Origin of the sequence: Bacillus sp. S2(2024), from assembly GCF_050474045.1 — a bacterium.
Lineage (GTDB): Bacteria > Bacillota > Bacilli > Bacillales > Bacillaceae_G > Bacillus_A > Bacillus_A yunxiaonensis.
Genome location: NZ_JBFLUS010000003.1, coordinates 3,325,314 through 3,340,281, shown reverse-complemented (window position 1 = coordinate 3,340,281; position 14,968 = coordinate 3,325,314). Strand labels below are relative to the sequence as shown.

Annotated in this window: 19 protein-coding genes; 15 read left to right on the top strand and 4 right to left on the bottom strand. The window is 36.1% G+C overall.

Features of this window, described 5'->3' with window-relative positions; all coding sequences use genetic code 11:
- Positions 1–6: 6 nt before the first annotated feature.
- Complete coding sequence (locus AB1284_RS16960; protein WP_429753798.1) at positions 7–885, bottom strand: alpha/beta fold hydrolase; 879 nt, start codon at positions 883–885, stop codon at positions 7–9.
- Between the two features lie 15 nt (positions 886–900).
- Positions 901–1,740, bottom strand: a complete 840-nt coding sequence (locus tag AB1284_RS16955; RefSeq protein ID WP_429753799.1) for a GNAT family N-acetyltransferase — start codon at positions 1,738–1,740, stop codon at positions 901–903.
- Positions 1,741–2,015: 275 nt separating this feature from the next.
- Between AB1284_RS16955 and AB1284_RS16950 the strand changes: the two genes are divergently transcribed.
- Both AB1284_RS16950 and AB1284_RS16945 read left to right on the top strand, forming a co-directional pair.
- On the top strand, positions 2,016–3,401 hold the full coding sequence (locus AB1284_RS16950) for an alkaline phosphatase (RefSeq protein WP_429753800.1): 1,386 nt from the start codon (positions 2,016–2,018) through the stop codon (positions 3,399–3,401).
- Positions 3,402–3,464: 63 nt separating this feature from the next.
- Positions 3,465–3,932: a hypothetical protein gene (locus AB1284_RS16945; RefSeq protein ID WP_429753801.1), complete on the top strand. Its 468-nt coding sequence runs from the start codon at positions 3,465–3,467 to the stop codon at positions 3,930–3,932.
- 61 nt (positions 3,933–3,993) lie between these two features.
- Here AB1284_RS16945 and AB1284_RS16940 read toward each other — a convergent pair whose 3' ends face one another.
- Positions 3,994–4,644 (bottom strand): GTP pyrophosphokinase, encoded by a 651-nt coding sequence (locus AB1284_RS16940; protein ID WP_429753802.1) that lies wholly within the window; start codon positions 4,642–4,644, stop codon positions 3,994–3,996.
- Between the two features lie 197 nt (positions 4,645–4,841).
- Between AB1284_RS16940 and AB1284_RS16935 the strand changes: the two genes are divergently transcribed.
- The 5 genes from AB1284_RS16935 (at position 4,842) to AB1284_RS16915 (ending at position 8,956) form a co-directional block, all read left to right on the top strand.
- On the top strand, positions 4,842–5,069 hold the full coding sequence (locus AB1284_RS16935; protein WP_429753803.1) for a hypothetical protein: 228 nt from the start codon (positions 4,842–4,844) through the stop codon (positions 5,067–5,069).
- A 107-nt stretch (positions 5,070–5,176) separates the two neighbouring features.
- The gene (rpmG, locus tag AB1284_RS16930; RefSeq protein WP_001265619.1) at positions 5,177–5,326 is read left to right on the top strand and encodes a 50S ribosomal protein L33; all 150 of its coding nucleotides are present in this window, start codon (positions 5,177–5,179) and stop codon (positions 5,324–5,326) included.
- Between the two features lie 308 nt (positions 5,327–5,634).
- Positions 5,635–7,104: a YcdB/YcdC domain-containing protein gene (locus AB1284_RS16925; protein ID WP_429753804.1), complete on the top strand. Its 1,470-nt coding sequence runs from the start codon at positions 5,635–5,637 to the stop codon at positions 7,102–7,104.
- A 142-nt stretch (positions 7,105–7,246) separates the two neighbouring features.
- Complete coding sequence (gene sigK, locus AB1284_RS16920) at positions 7,247–7,960, top strand: RNA polymerase sporulation sigma factor SigK (protein ID WP_230574839.1); 714 nt, start codon at positions 7,247–7,249, stop codon at positions 7,958–7,960.
- A gap of 216 nt (positions 7,961–8,176) precedes the next feature.
- Positions 8,177–8,956 (top strand): phosphatidylserine decarboxylase, encoded by a 780-nt coding sequence (locus AB1284_RS16915; RefSeq protein ID WP_336481729.1) that lies wholly within the window; start codon positions 8,177–8,179, stop codon positions 8,954–8,956.
- Between the two features lie 206 nt (positions 8,957–9,162).
- Here the strand turns inward: AB1284_RS16915 and AB1284_RS16910 are convergent, their stop codons facing one another.
- Positions 9,163–9,318 (bottom strand): sporulation histidine kinase inhibitor Sda, encoded by a 156-nt coding sequence (locus AB1284_RS16910; RefSeq protein ID WP_141524996.1) that lies wholly within the window; start codon positions 9,316–9,318, stop codon positions 9,163–9,165.
- A 396-nt stretch (positions 9,319–9,714) separates the two neighbouring features.
- On the opposite strand from AB1284_RS16910, the gene AB1284_RS16905 reads away from it, so the two are divergent.
- From AB1284_RS16905 to AB1284_RS16870, 8 genes are all read left to right on the top strand, one after another.
- A complete protein-coding gene (locus AB1284_RS16905) occupies positions 9,715–10,227 on the top strand; it encodes a YqeG family HAD IIIA-type phosphatase (RefSeq protein ID WP_429753805.1) in 513 nt (170 codons plus the stop codon).
- A 3-nt stretch (positions 10,228–10,230) separates the two neighbouring features.
- Positions 10,231–11,337, top strand: a complete 1,107-nt coding sequence (yqeH, locus tag AB1284_RS16900; RefSeq protein WP_429753806.1) for a ribosome biogenesis GTPase YqeH — start codon at positions 10,231–10,233, stop codon at positions 11,335–11,337.
- Between the two features lie 14 nt (positions 11,338–11,351).
- Complete coding sequence (aroE, locus tag AB1284_RS16895; RefSeq protein WP_429753807.1) at positions 11,352–12,185, top strand: shikimate dehydrogenase; 834 nt, start codon at positions 11,352–11,354, stop codon at positions 12,183–12,185.
- Between the two features lie 4 nt (positions 12,186–12,189).
- On the top strand, positions 12,190–12,489 hold the full coding sequence (gene yhbY, locus AB1284_RS16890; RefSeq protein ID WP_429753808.1) for a ribosome assembly RNA-binding protein YhbY: 300 nt from the start codon (positions 12,190–12,192) through the stop codon (positions 12,487–12,489).
- Positions 12,490–12,592: 103 nt separating this feature from the next.
- Positions 12,593–13,162: a nicotinate-nucleotide adenylyltransferase gene (locus AB1284_RS16885; protein ID WP_429753809.1), complete on the top strand. Its 570-nt coding sequence runs from the start codon at positions 12,593–12,595 to the stop codon at positions 13,160–13,162.
- The gene (yqeK, locus tag AB1284_RS16880) at positions 13,152–13,721 is read left to right on the top strand and encodes a bis(5'-nucleosyl)-tetraphosphatase (symmetrical) YqeK (RefSeq protein WP_429753810.1); all 570 of its coding nucleotides are present in this window, start codon (positions 13,152–13,154) and stop codon (positions 13,719–13,721) included. The genes AB1284_RS16885 and yqeK overlap by 11 nt, the downstream gene beginning before the upstream one ends.
- Positions 13,718–14,074, top strand: a complete 357-nt coding sequence (rsfS, locus tag AB1284_RS16875) for a ribosome silencing factor (protein WP_429753811.1) — start codon at positions 13,718–13,720, stop codon at positions 14,072–14,074. Before yqeK ends, rsfS begins: the two co-directional genes overlap by 4 nt.
- Positions 14,071–14,820, top strand: a complete 750-nt coding sequence (locus AB1284_RS16870) for a class I SAM-dependent DNA methyltransferase (protein ID WP_429753812.1) — start codon at positions 14,071–14,073, stop codon at positions 14,818–14,820. The genes rsfS and AB1284_RS16870 overlap by 4 nt, the downstream gene beginning before the upstream one ends.
- Positions 14,821–14,968 lie beyond the last annotated feature (148 nt).

Genomic DNA, 14,968 nt, shown 5'->3' with positions numbered 1-14,968 from the left:
AAAAAATTATGACTTAGTAGGATACTTCTTGAAAAACTCATCAACATACTGCATAAACTCTTTCGGTTGTTGACGAAACGGTGCATGTTCGCCTTCCTCGATAATATGAAATGTACTATTTTTTAAGAATTGATGATACGTTTCACCATTTTTCCAAGAAACGCTTTTATCATTTCTTCCCCAAATAATTAATGTTGGCACTTTGATTTCATCAGCATTGATGCGTAAACGGCGCGGCCTCATTTTACTTAATTCTGTATAATGCTCCGTATCTTCACGTGTATACTTTACTTCATTCTTACGATATTCTTTCGGAGTAGAGACAGTACTCAAATCAGTTGATAAATTTGGTTTTGGAGATCCTTTCCCTTGTTGCAAAGATTCAGCCCCTGTTGCATCCGCTAAAATAAGGTGGCTTACTGCATTCGGATATAAGTATGTTAAGTTTAAAGAAATTTCTCCGCCCATTGAGTGTCCTAGTATGGCGAATGTATCATATCCTAATTTTTTCATTAATTTATAATATAAGTTTGCTTGATTTGGAAATGAATAGTGAAAACCCATCGGTTTAGAAGAATGACCGAAACCTAAAATGTCGACAGCGATAATGGTATGGTTTTTTGCTAAATCGGGATAAATATCGCTAAAGCCATTTGATGAACCTCCAAAGCCATGAAGCATAAGTAAAGGTGGTTTATTTTTACCAATTTGTTTGAAGTAAATGGTTTGTCCATCAATTTCAATCATTTTTTCATCTGTCTTCAGTTTTGTTGTAACTGTTTCTTTTACTTGTGTTGCTTTTTTTGTTTGCTTCTCAATTGTGCTGCAGCTTGTTAGTGTTGTCAGAGCAAAGCAACTAATAATATAAAGTTTCCAGCGCTTCAAAATGGTTTCTCCTTTCTAACAGAGTGCTGCGTCCATCATAGCAAAGATAGAATCACGTTTACCAGGAAGGTGTTTTCCGTTTTTTATCATGAGCGGAGAAACGAGTGTTACTTGAAATCCATACGATTGTAGTTTATTTCTAAAGGTTGTTTGTGAATAAGGAATGTCGATACGAACAACTCCATCCCATTGATTACATATGGATAGTAGTAAATGCATGGCATTCTCTTCATTGTTAGCGATAAGGGGAGTAACACATAAGATATCTCCTTTTCGTATACATAGCGCAAAAGCCTCTAGTCTATCGTTTTTTTCTATTTTTAATGCAAGATATGCTCTATTTAAAAGTATTGAATACAGATCGGGACGATAAGCGCCGCTTGCTATGTAATCGAGTTGAATGAGTGTATTAAGATCCTGACTTGTGATTTGACTAGTAGAAAAGGAGTTGTTTTTTGTAGCTGTGCGATTTCGTTCTAGTCGATGAATAGAAGTAATTGTGTTAAACCCATATGTATGATATAACGGCGTACCAGCATCTGTTGCAATGAGAGTAAAAGGTTGCAATTGCGAAGCGTTTTTTATACTAACGTATAGCAAAGAGCGTGCTAATCCTCTTCGTTGAAAATCTGGATGAACAATAAGCATACCAATAGAAGTAAATCCTGTTTTATATGGAAAAACAGCGATACAAGAGATAAGCTTACCTTCGTTATCATGGCCAAACAAGGTACCGATAGAAAAGAAGGTTTCAAATTGTTCTTTCATAGATGAAACGTTATGTAACCAACCTACTGCATCGCAAAGAGATAGAAGTTGTGAGATATCAGAGGTACTTAGTGTTTTTATTTGCATATATTACACTCCTCGTGTTTCTTTAGTAGATACATTTTATCATGGAAAATCAAAATATTACGTCTTATTGTGCGTTAAGGAAAGAGAGAGGGTTTACAAACATGCTGAATTTAGAAGGATCATATACGTCGATAAGTAAAACGACAAAGAAATACAGCTTGCAACAATATTACCTTAAATTAACAAAAAATTTACATATTTCCAATTCTCTCTTAACAGTTTTCTAGTACATTTGGTAGTAGGGATAGAATTAAGAATTTAGGGGGACTTATAAGATGAAAAGATTTATGAAGAAAGCTTGGCCGTTTGCGGTTGTTTCGTCGTTAGCACTTACTTCAATTGTAACGTGGAATGTTACGCGTTCAGATGTTATTAAAGCAGATGAAAAAGAAGACAATGCAAAGATTAAAAATGTGATTGTCTTAATCGGAGATGGTATGGGCCCTTCTTATATGACAGCGCATCGTTATATGAAGGATAACCCAAAAACATTTGAAATGGAGCAAACTGAATTTGATAAGCATCTCGTAGGAACACAGGTTACATATCCAGAAGATGAGCATCAAAATATTACAGACTCAGCTTCTGCAGCAACTGCAATGTCAGCAGGGGTTAAAACATATAATGCAGCCATAGCAGTAGACAATGATAAATCAAAGGTAACAACAGTATTAGAGCAAGCAAAAGAACGCGGAAAATCTACAGGTTTAGTTGCAACTTCGGAGATTACACATGCAACGCCAGCTGCGTTTGGAGCACATAACATTGATCGGAAAAATATGGATCAAATTGCTGATGACTATTTTAACGAGAAAATTAATAGGAAACATAAAGTTGACGTTCTCCTTGGGGGAGGATTAAAGAACTTTGATCGAAAAGATCGCAAACTTACAGAAGAATTTAAAAAAGATGGTTATAGTCTTGTAACGGATCGTCAGCAATTATTAAATGATAAAAATGACCAAATTCTTGGATTATTTGCGCCAGGTGGTCTTGATAAAATGATCGACCGCAATGACAGCACACCTTCTTTAGAAGACATGACAAATGCAGCGATTAATCGCTTAAATAAAAACAAAAATGGTTTCTTCTTAATGGTAGAAGGCAGCCAAATTGACTGGGCTGGTCATGATAATGACGTTGTTGCAGCGATGAGTGAAATGGAAGACTTTGAAAGAGCGTTTAAAGCGGCAATTGAATTTGCGAAAAAGGATAAGCACACGTTAGTAGTGGCAACGGCTGATCATTCTACTGGTGGTCTGTCTCTTGGAGCAAACGGAGTATATAATTTTGATGTGAGTCCAATTAAAGCAGCAAAACGTACACCTGACTTTATGGCAGCTGAAATCGCTAAAGGTGCAAACGTTGAAGAAACATTGAAAAAGTATATTGATTTACAATTAACACCTGAAGAAATTAAACCTGTGAATGATGCTGCAACGTCAAAAGATGTAACAACGATTGATAATGCAATTGAAGCGATCTTTAATACACGCTCTTACACAGGTTGGACAACTGGTGGTCATACTGGTGAAGATGTTGGTGTATATGCATTTGGACCAGGAAAATACTTATTTGCTGGCGTTCAAGAAAATACAAACTTAGCAAAACAAGTGTTTGATATTATTGGGGGCGGCGATCCAAATAAAGGTAGACGCTAATATGAAGAAAAAGCGGGGCTTCTTTGCCTTGCTTTTTTCTTTTTAATTTTGGAGGATAGATATATGAAACGATTTTTAAAGAGATTAGGGATTTTAGGAATAATAAGTTTTCAATTATGTGGATGTAGCTCACAAGAAAAAGTGCAAAAAGACACAACGGAAAAGGAAGAAACAATTCGTAAAGAAGGGGGAAATAAGCCTATACAAAAGGAAGAAGAGCAAGCGATTAGAAAGTTAATAGATTCCTATATTCAAACAATAAATGAGAAAAACTTTGAGGGGCATATGGCACTTTTTTCAACGAAGTCATTAGGACTAGAAGATACAAAAGCACAAAAAGAAGCAGAATTTAAAAATAAGAATAAAAAAATTGAACTATTGGATTTTAGTGTAAGAAATTTTGAAGGAGAGTATGCTGTGATAGAAACGAAAGAGAAAGAAGAATCTGCTGAAAAGAAAGTTCGTTACACCGCAGGAAAAGAAGATGGTGTATGGAAGATAGAAGAAGTACGTGTCATTGAAAAAGGATAAAGTGAAACTTCCATCAGTGGGGCGGGATAAAAAAGAAGTTCTCTTGCATAGAGAACTTCTTTTACACAGGTAATAGAATGCGCTCTGAACATGATTCAATTTCATCAATATCTTGACGGATGGAGGCCATCTTATTGTCAAGTTCTTCAGCTTTCATAGCAGCATCATGTAATTCCTGCTTTAAATATTCAGGGATATTTCCTTCATATTTATAATACATTTTATGTTCTAAACTTGCCCAGAAATCCATTGCTAACGTACGTAATTGAATCTCTGCAAAAACGTTTTGTGTTCCTGCATTTAATACTAATGGATACTTAATAATCATATGGAGACTTTTATAGCCATTTGGTTTTGGCGTTGCAATATAATCTTTAACTTCTATGATTTCCATATCTGTTCGTTTTTCTATCAAATTTTTCAAATAGTAAATATCTTCCACGAAACAACATGTAATTCGAATACCGATAATATCGAATAAATGTTGTTGGGCATTTTCGACAGTTGGAGCTATGTTTTTTCGTTCTAACTTTTTAATAATACTTTTTGGTTGTTTTAATCGTGTTTTTATATGTTCAAACGGGTTGTAGTCTTCTAGAAACTGAGCTTCCCGGTTCATAATTTCAAATTTTGTTTTCAGTTCTTCAAGAGCAAATGTATAAGGTAATACAAATGCTTTCCAATAATCAACTGTTGTTTGGTTAAATTCCATTATATACACACCTTTTTCTTATTTGGAAAGTAAGGCTGCTTAAACTAAATACCAAATCATATAAGCAAACGCCGCCACAGATGAAATCATAAAGCGATAGCGTGTTTTCATTACATGTTCCTCCTTCCCCACATAGTGTTTATTGTATGATATAACTATGTACATTTTCTATACTAATTGATTGATGTGAATTCCGTATGAACAAATTGTTTCAGTTTTTTGTCTTTTTCATACCGCTTACAAAACATATAGATGGAATCTATTTAGGTGATAAAGTAAAGGTATTTGGACAAGTAGGATTTGTGACAGGATTTACGGGGAAAATGGTATACGTACAAGATATAGATGGACAATATATACAAAATCCATCTATATCCTATAAGCAAGTAAAGATGGGGACTTCTTTCGGAAATACGTTAAATTAAGAAATTTTTATGATGAAATTGACAAAGTGAATGGCAAAGTTTATGATATAAATCGTAACAATTACGTTTTGTGTTCGCGAAATTAATTTACTAGGAGGTATAAACTTATGCGTGTAAATATTACGTTAGCTTGTACAGAGTGCGGTGATCGCAATTATATTACAAAGAAAAATAAACGAAACAATCCAGAGCGTATTGAACTAAAAAAATATTGTCCGCGATTAAAGCGAGTAACATTGCATCGTGAAACGAAGTAAACGACTAGAAATTCTAGTCGTTTTTTGTTGCTAATGAAGAAAATCAAGGAGAGAAATGGGTGATGAAATTCCTTTTTGTATCGTCATTTATGGTTTTATTCTTTCATTTACATTCTCCTTAGTTGGCCCGGAAAAATAGTTTTGTGGGGTTCCGGTATAGTGCTAATAGTGATTACGATATTTTTTGTACGGGGATTTTTTTGGAGTCAGCCATAACTTCATAAATTATGAATAATCCAATTTATACAAAATAAAGATAATTTTGTGTGATATGATATAGACGTATTTTTTACCATAGGGGGAATATGATGAATCAAGTAGATAGGAAGAGAGTGCAACAGGTAGCTCATATTGTTGAAATTCCACATGATTATACACTTGTTGTTGATGATGAAAAAGTAAATGAAGATGTTCATTTATTATGGTGGGAGAAACAGGGGAATCCTGAAGAATACATTCAAGCCTGTTTACGAAAAGAAACAGGAGAGTTAATGGAATTATCCATACATAAAGAGTGCGTCCAAAAGCGGCTAAGTGTAAGTGAAGAGCAAGGAAAAAGCATTGCGGATGCATTTTTGCAGCAGCATGCCCCGCATACATATAAAGAATGTACAATTATTTATATAAATGAAAGAAAAAAGAGTATAGTGTTTGAATATAGGCAGGAAGTAAATGGCTATTCGTTGCCTCGAACAGGTTTTGTAGTCGAAGTTGATGTAGATGGGAATGTTATTAAATTTAGAAACGAGGGCATAAAGGAAAAGCCAATGTGGCCGAGTTCTATTGTAGAGAAAGAAAGTGTGACAAGGCAATTGAAGCAAAGGCAGAGTATGGAGCCTGTCTTTACACAACTTTCGAATTCGTTGTTTGAATGGGAGGATGGCGAAATAGAAGAAGGCTATTATCTTGTATATGAACCAATTCCTGCACATGCTTTTATTGAGGTACATACTGGAGAAGACTTGCATGATCGTAGTCATTATGTGATTGAAACAAGAGAATTGCCAGCTTTAAGTGAGGAGCCACAACTAGAAGCAAATATTGAACGTTTATTTCATATTGATAAAAACGTCATGAAGAAAGTACACGAAGAAGAGAGAGAAACAGAGAAGATAATTATTTTGGCAAAGTTACCAGATAAACAAGAGAGTGCTGAAGAATATGACAAATCTTTCGATGCGTACTGGAAGAAACACTTTCATATGTTCCAGTATGAAACGTCAATTACTGTGAAAATGGATAAAGAAACAAATGAGTTGCTTGGATATTATGAACGAGGAAACCACCAGGGAAAACCTGTATTAACCCGTGAACAATGTTTTGAAAAAGCGCTGCAATTTTTAGGAAAGGTATTTCCAAATTACGAACAACATCTTCGCGTTTGGAGCAATCAAGATGATCCGGATGAAGAAGATCCAGGACACTTTAATTTTTATGTATATGTAAATGGTGTTCGGATAGAAGGTGAGTTGGTGCGCGTCATTGTGGATGGAGAAACCGGCGACATAAGAACATATAGTGGTACGTCGCAAAGTCTTATTCAAAAGTTGCTCACTTATGACAAGGAAGTGAAAGTGAGTGAAGAACAAGCGTTAGAGCAGTATTGTCAATCGCTTCGTGCAGAATTAAGGTGGTTTGAAGACGTTGAGCAAGAGCCTCCTCAATATCAACTTGTTTATAGACAAACAACGGCAGAATATAATGGAGATTATAGCGATAGACGAGAAATTCGCTATATAGATGCGAGTACGGGAAAAGCGATTTGGTGGAAAGCTTGAAATGATTTCATCTAGAAAGTGAATAGACAAAACAAACTATTAAGGAATGTTTTTCGTTTTGTCCATAAAGCTGTACAGACACAAACAATCACCTGCCCACATACACATAGTAAAGACCACTATTTTTGCGGGGGTGAAGAGGTTGAGTCTGTTCGCCGCAATTGGATATATGATTCGTGAGGTTTTTATTTTCGTATCGTATGTCAAAAATAATGCATTTCCACAGCCGTTGTCGCCTGATGAGGAGAGAAAGTACTTGGAGCTTATGGAGCAAGGAGATGCACACGCAAGAAATCTCCTCATCGAACATAATTTACGCCTTGTGGCACATATTGTGAAGAAATTTGAAAATACAGGAGAAGATGCGGAAGACTTAATTTCCATAGGTACGATTGGTTTAATTAAGGCGATTGAAAGCTATTCGCAAGGAAAAGGAACAAAATTGGCAACGTATGCAGCTCGCTGTATTGAAAATGAAATTTTAATGCACTTACGCGTATTAAAGAAAACGAAAAAAGATGTTTCTCTTCATGATCCAATTGGGCAGGATAAGGAAGGGAATGAAATTTCTTTAATAGATATTTTAAAATCAGAATCAGAAGATGTGATTGATACCATTCAACTGAGTATGGAGCTTGAGAAAATTAAAGAGTATATCGACATATTAGATGAACGGGAAAAAGAAGTAATTGTAAACCGATTTGGTCTTGGTATGGAGAAAGAGAAAACGCAGCGAGAGATTGCGAAAGCACTTGGTATATCGCGGAGCTATGTATCGCGTATTGAGAAGAGGGCATTAATGAAAATGTTTCATGAATTTGTTCGTGCAGAGAAAGAGAAGAAGGGGAAATCTTGAAGATGGAAAATGCCTGATTTTATTCAAAAGCAGGCATTTTTCTTTTTCGGTAAAATGAAACTCCTTTGATAAATCTATGTTCACGGTTGAAAATGATGGGTTCTATCTGTAATATTAAAAGGTGCTAATAATTTATGATATAGAAACAAAAATAGGAAAAACTACATGTAATAGTCTTATTACAAAAGAATATATCATAGTAGGGGGTTTCGCAGTTTGCGACGTACGTTATATCGATTATTGATTGAACTTACAAATGGTCGTTTTACGTCCTATGTATTGCGTAAATTTGCGCAGTCGCGTTTAAGCTCGATTATTATTCCGTCTTATGCAAAAGTATTTCACATTAGACAAGATGAGATGGAGAAGGATTTAAAAGAGTACGGAACGCTTCATGAATTATTTACGCGTAAATTAAAAAAGGGAAAACGATCGATTGATACAGAAGTATCTAGCATTGTGAGTCCGGTTGATGGTGTTTTTGCAGATCATGGTCCTATTGATCAAGCGAAAATGTTTGAGATTAAAGGAAAACAATATTCTATTGTAGATATGCTTGGTACGGAAGAAAGAGCAGCGCGCTACGCAGGTGGTACATACATGGTTATTTATTTAAGTCCAAGCCATTATCACCGTATTCATAGCCCGCTCTCAGGTACAGTGACAGAACGTTTTGTACTTGGAAGGAAATCATATCCTGTTAATGCAGCAGGTATGAAATATGGAAAAGATACGTTATCCAAAAACTATCGCTCTGTAACTGAAATAGAGAGTGAAGGAGAGCGGTTGGCTCTTGTTAAAGTAGGTGCAATGTTTGTTAATAGTATTGAACTGCTGCATGAGAGAGAAGTTGTTCAAAAAGGTGAAGAGATGGCTTACTTTACATTTGGCTCTACAGTCGTTTTATTATTTGAAAAAGATATGATTGAAGTAGTTCAATCATTAACTAGTGGACAAGAGGTTCGTGTTGGTGAAAAAGTCGCAACTCGGTTATAAAAGAAGCAGCTTTTATATAGCTTGTTTCACTTTATAATAAAAGAGCCGTCTTCTAGATGGCTCTTTTTACAGGTGAAGCAGTATTTGTCCCGCACTGAATGGGCAGTAAATTTCTAACCTTAATATACAGGGCTTATTAAGGTGATCTGGTCAACTAATCATAAGCGGGTAAAAGGTCACTTATAGAAGTTTCACTGTATATGTACTCAAGACGATTTCAAAAGCTTGTCCTCTAGTGAGCGTCTAATGATTTCTTGTTTAATAAGTAAAATGAAGTCGGGATTTAATTTTAATTCTTTTGCTTTATAATAAGACTCAGTGAGTAATTCGGTAGATAACTTTTCCATATGTTTTGCCGTCAAGGCGATCCACCTCCTGCGAAAAAGGTAAATTTGTCACATTTAATGTACCAAAAATTGTCTTATGCCACAATCTGTTGGTTATCCACATGTTACCGTGGATAAAATGTGTAATAATTGTTGGTAATTTCGGAATTAACTGAAACTTAAGTGTGGAAATTGTGTACAAGTTTATCCACAGGTGCGTAATCGAAAAATGCTGTCGAAAAATTTCGTCCAAGTTTAACGGACAGTAGCCGTTAGATGATCTATTCTGCTACTAGCGGGCATTAGTAGTGGAAGTTTCGTGAAGAATAACTGTCTGTAAGAGCCCGATAAGTTCAACTAACCATTTTGAGAGAAAATCACTTTCAAAATGGAAGTTGAACTTTACAAAACTCCTCAAAGAGGTGAAAGAGATTGAGTTTATTTTTACCAAATGAATATGTAAAAAACGTGTATCATATTCAACCTGAAGAATTGGAAAACCGAGGTATAAAAGGGATTATTACTGATTTAGATAATACCTTGATTGAATGGGATCGTCCGAATGCGACACCGCAATTGGAAGAATGGTTTACAAAAATGAAAGAACATGGCATTCAAGTGACAGTTGTTTCGAATAATAACGAACAGCGTGTAAAAGATTTTGCTGATCCACTTGGTATTCCGTTTATTCATAGTGCACGTAAGCCGCTTGTTCGTGCTTTTAAACGAGCGATAACGAAAATGAATTTGCGTGCGGAGGAAGTAGTTGTAATTGGAGATCAATTATTAACAGATGTGCTTGGCGGTAACCGTGTTGGGCTATACACAATTTTAGTTGTTCCAGTTGCACAAACGGATGGGTTTATGACTCGTTTTAATCGAAAAATTGAGCGTAGAATTATGCGTAATATGAAGAAAAAAGGTTTAATTAATTGGGAGGAATAAAGCTTGACTGAGACGTTTAAATGTATTGGATGCGGTGTTGCAATTCAAACAGAAAATAAAAGTGAAGTTGGTTATGCACCAGCTTCTTCGTTAGAGAAAGAACATATCATTTGTCAGCGTTGTTTTCGCTTAAAGCATTACAATGAAATTCAAGATGTGTCGTTAACAGATGATGATTTTTTACGCATTTTAAATGGAATTGGACAATCTGATGCATTAGTTGTTAAGATTGTTGATATTTTTGATTTTAATGGAAGCTGGCTGCCTGGTTTACACCGCTTTGTTGGAAATAATAAAGTACTTCTTGTCGGTAACAAAGCGGACTTAATTCCAAAATCTGTAAAACCAGAAAAGCTAACACATTGGATGCGCTATAGTGCAAAACAACTCGGCTTAAAGCCGGAAGATGTTTTCTTAATTAGTGCAGCAAAAGGTCAAGGTATTGATGAACTTGCAAGCGCAATTGAACAATATCGTGATGGAAAAGATGTTTATGTTGTTGGATGTACAAACGTTGGGAAATCAACGTTTATTAACCGTATTATTAAAGAGTTTAGTGAGGAAACGGAAAATGTGATTACGACATCACATTTCCCGGGGACAACGTTGGATTTAATCGATATTCCATTAGATGAAAATTCATCTTTATATGATACACCAGGTATTATTAATCATCATCAAATGGCGCATTATGTTGGAAAGCAAAGCTTAAAAATGATTACTCCAACAAAAGAAATTAAGCCGATGGTATTTCAACTCAATGAAGAACAAACGTTATTCTTTGGTGGATTAGCACGATTTGATTATATAAGCGGCGGTCGTCGTTCGTTTACTTGCCATTTATCCAATCGTCTTACAATTCATCGCACGAAGCTTGAAAAAGCAGATGCATTGTATGAAAAGCATGCTGGAGAATTATTAAATCCACCAACACCAGAAGAACTTGAGAACATGCCAGAGCTTGTAAAATATGAGTTTACAATTCATGAACCGAAAACCGATGTTGTATTTTCGGGTTTAGGATGGGTAACAGTGAATGAAGCTGGCGCAAAAATTGCAGCGCATGTACCAAAAGGAGTTAGTGTTTCATTACGTAAATCTTTAATATAAAGTGGTGAGGACTTGTGAAACAATTATATGGGGTAATTGGGAATCCAATTGGACATTCCTTATCACCGCTCATGCATAATGATGCATTTACACATTTAGAGATCGATGCACATTATCATGCTTTTCTTGTTCAAGAGAGCGAATTAGGTGAAGCGGTGAAAGGATTAAAGGCACTTGGGGTTGTTGGGTTTAATGTGACAACTCCGCATAAAGTTTCTATTATGCAGCATTTAGACGAAATTGATCCGTTGGCAGAGAAAATCGGTGCGGTAAATACAGTGCTTCATAAAGAAGGAAAACTAATTGGGTATAATACAGATGGAGTTGGGTATGTTCGTTCATTGCAATCTATTAGTAAAGAGCCATTAACGAACAAACGTATTTTACTGCTCGGCGCTGGCGGAGCGTGTCGTGCGATTTATTATTCACTTGCAGATGCTGGTGTGAAAGAGATTGACATTGCGAATCGAACAGTAGAAAAGGCAGAACAGCTTATTGCTGACTGTGAAAGTGAAGTCGTGTCCTTAGCGCTTTCAATAGAAGAAGCAATAGACAAACAAGCACTGTACGATATTATTATCCATACAACGACAGTAGGTATGCACCCGCATGTAGAAGATACACCACTATGCATTCGAGATTTGAAAAAAGGAAGCATTGTGTCTGATATTATTTATAATCCGTTTGAAACGAAGTTGCTGCAAGATGCGAAGGTGCATGGAGCAATTGTGCAAAATGGCATTGATATGTTTGTATTTCAAGGGGCGCTTGCATTTGAAATTTGGACAGGACGCTTACCGGATATAGAGCGAATGAAACAAATAGTAATGAAAAAGCTTGGAGGCTAAATACATGTTAACAGGAAAACAAAAACGATTTTTACGTGCTGAGGCACATCACTTAACACCAATTTTTCAGGTTGGTAAAGGTGGAGTAAATGAAAATATGGTAAAGCAAATTGCAGAAGCGCTAGAAGTGCGTGAGCTAATGAAAATTAGTGTACTGCAAAACTGTGAATTTGACCGTCATGAAGTAGCAGAAGAGCTTGCAGAAGGTGCAAAAGCAGAGCTTGTACAGGTAATCGGAAGCACAATCGTCTTATATAAAGAATCAAAAGAAAATAAACGTATTGTGTTACCAAAAACAAAGTAACGATTTCTAAAAGTTAGTTGAACCAATCGAGTTCGTATAGGTATCTCACTTTTTCATGAATGAGAGCTATCACCTATAAGGACAAGGTAAAGGGGCGTTTTCTTTGAAGAGAATCGGGATTATTGGCGGGACATTTGACCCGCCTCATAATGGACATCTGTTAATTGCAAATGAAGTGTATGATGCATTGCAACTTGATGAGGTTTGGTTTCTGCCAAATCAAATCCCCCCTCATAAACGAGATAAGGAAGTCACAAGTGTACGTAATCGTTTAGAAATGATTCATTTAGCAATTGAGCAAGACATGCATTTCTCTATTTGTTTAGCGGAACTGGAACGAGAAGGTCCGTCTTACACTTATGACACTATGTTACAATTGACAAAGGACCATCCAGACGTTCAATTTTATTTTATTATTGGTGGAGATATGGTGGAATACTTACCAAAATGGTATAACATCGATGAGTTGTTAAAGCTCGTTACGTTTGTCGGTGTTTCTCGTCCTGGTTATACACTTTCTACGCCTTATGATATTGTAACGGTAGAAATTCCGGAATTTGCTGTCTCTTCTTCGCTTCTGCGCGAACGTTTTACAAAGAAGAAGACATGCAAATATTTGCTTCCTAAAGGAGTACAGGAATACATTGAGAGGAATGGACTATATGGATCGTAAACGAGCACTTGAAATTGTGAAACAACAAATGCATGAAAAGCGTTATATTCATACAATTGGTGTTATGGAAACGGCTATCGAACTCGCAAAGCAATATGGTGTTGACGAGAAAAAGGCCGAGATGGCAGCGATTTTTCATGATTATGCAAAATGTAGACCGATTTCAGAAATGGAAGAAATTATAAAACGAGAAAATTTACCAAAAGACTTGTTGTATTATAATAAAGAATTATGGCATGCACCAGTTGGGGCATATTTAGTAGAAAAAGAAGTCGGTATTACAGATACTGACATATTACAAGCTATTACGTATCATACGAGTGGACATGAACAAATGACGATGCTTGATAAAGTGATTTACGTGGCGGATTATATTGAACCTGGCCGTAAGTTTCCTGGCGTTGAAGAAGCGAGAAAGCTGGCACGAGAAGATATTAATCAAGCGTTATTATATGCTTTAAAGCATACAATACAATTTTTAATGGAAAAAAACCAAACGATCTATCCATTAACATTCCAAACGTATAATGCAGTCATTAAGGAGGACTTTACGAAATGAAAGATCGAGAATTATTAGTATTGGCAGCACGAGCAGCTGACGATAAAAGAGCAGAAGATATTGTTGTTTTAAATTTGCAAGGGATTTCACCGCTTGCGGATTATTTTGTAATCTGCCATGGTAACTCTGATAAACAAGTGCAAGCAATCGCTCGCGAGATTAAAGAACAGGCACATGAAGTGCAAATTGATGTAAAGCGCATGGAAGGTTTTGAAGAAGCGCGTTGGGTGTTAGTTGACCTTGGGGATGTTGTCGTACACGTATTCCATAAAGATGAGCGTGATTACTATAACTTAGAACGTCTTTGGGGCGATGTACCACGTGAAGATATCACAGAAGAGTTAGGTCAATGAGATACGAACAATTTGCATTATTGTATGATGAGTTAATGAATGATGTCCCATATGAAAAATGGGTAGAATTTACGGAACAAAGCTTAGAGCAAATTGGTAAAACAGATGCGAAAATTCTGGATGTGGCTTGCGGAACGGGCAATGTCACATTGCCTCTTGTGAAAAAAGGATATGATGTAACGGGAGTAGACCTATCAGAAGAAATGTTAACAATCGCTCAGCAAAAGTTATGTGAAGAAGGTCATTTTATTCCTTTTTATCAACAAGATATGCGCGAGTTGGATGTTCCGGGTGAGTTTGACTGCGTCACGATTTTTTGTGATTCGTTAAATTATGTGTTGCAAGAAGACGGCATTCAAGAAACATTTCGACGTGTGTATCATCATTTACATCAAGATGGTTTATTTTTATTTGATGTTCACTCTCTTTATAAAATTCATCATGTATTTCAAAATGAAACGTATACAGTCAATGAAGAAGAAATTTCTCTCATCTGGAACTGCTTCCCAGGTGAAGAAACAAACAGTGTCGAGCATGATTTAACATTTTTTGTACGAGACGAAGAAGAGGATGTGTATCATCGATTTGATGAGTTGCATATGCAGCGTACATATCCTGTTGAAGTACTAACGAAATGGCTTGAAGAAGCTGGTTTTACCGTTCTTCGCGTAACGGGAGACTTCGAAAGAACTGAAGTAACAGAACAAACAGAGCGTGTCTTCTTTGTCGCTAAAAAGAATGCATAGTAAAAAAGCAACCGTATGAATGGTTGCTTTTTTACTTATAAAGTGAAACTTCCATCAGTGAGGGGCTTACTGCCCGCGAATAGCGTGATAAAGGTAGACAGCAAAAAAATAAAGTATTTATGAAGGAATATAGTAGTTTTTGTCGTAA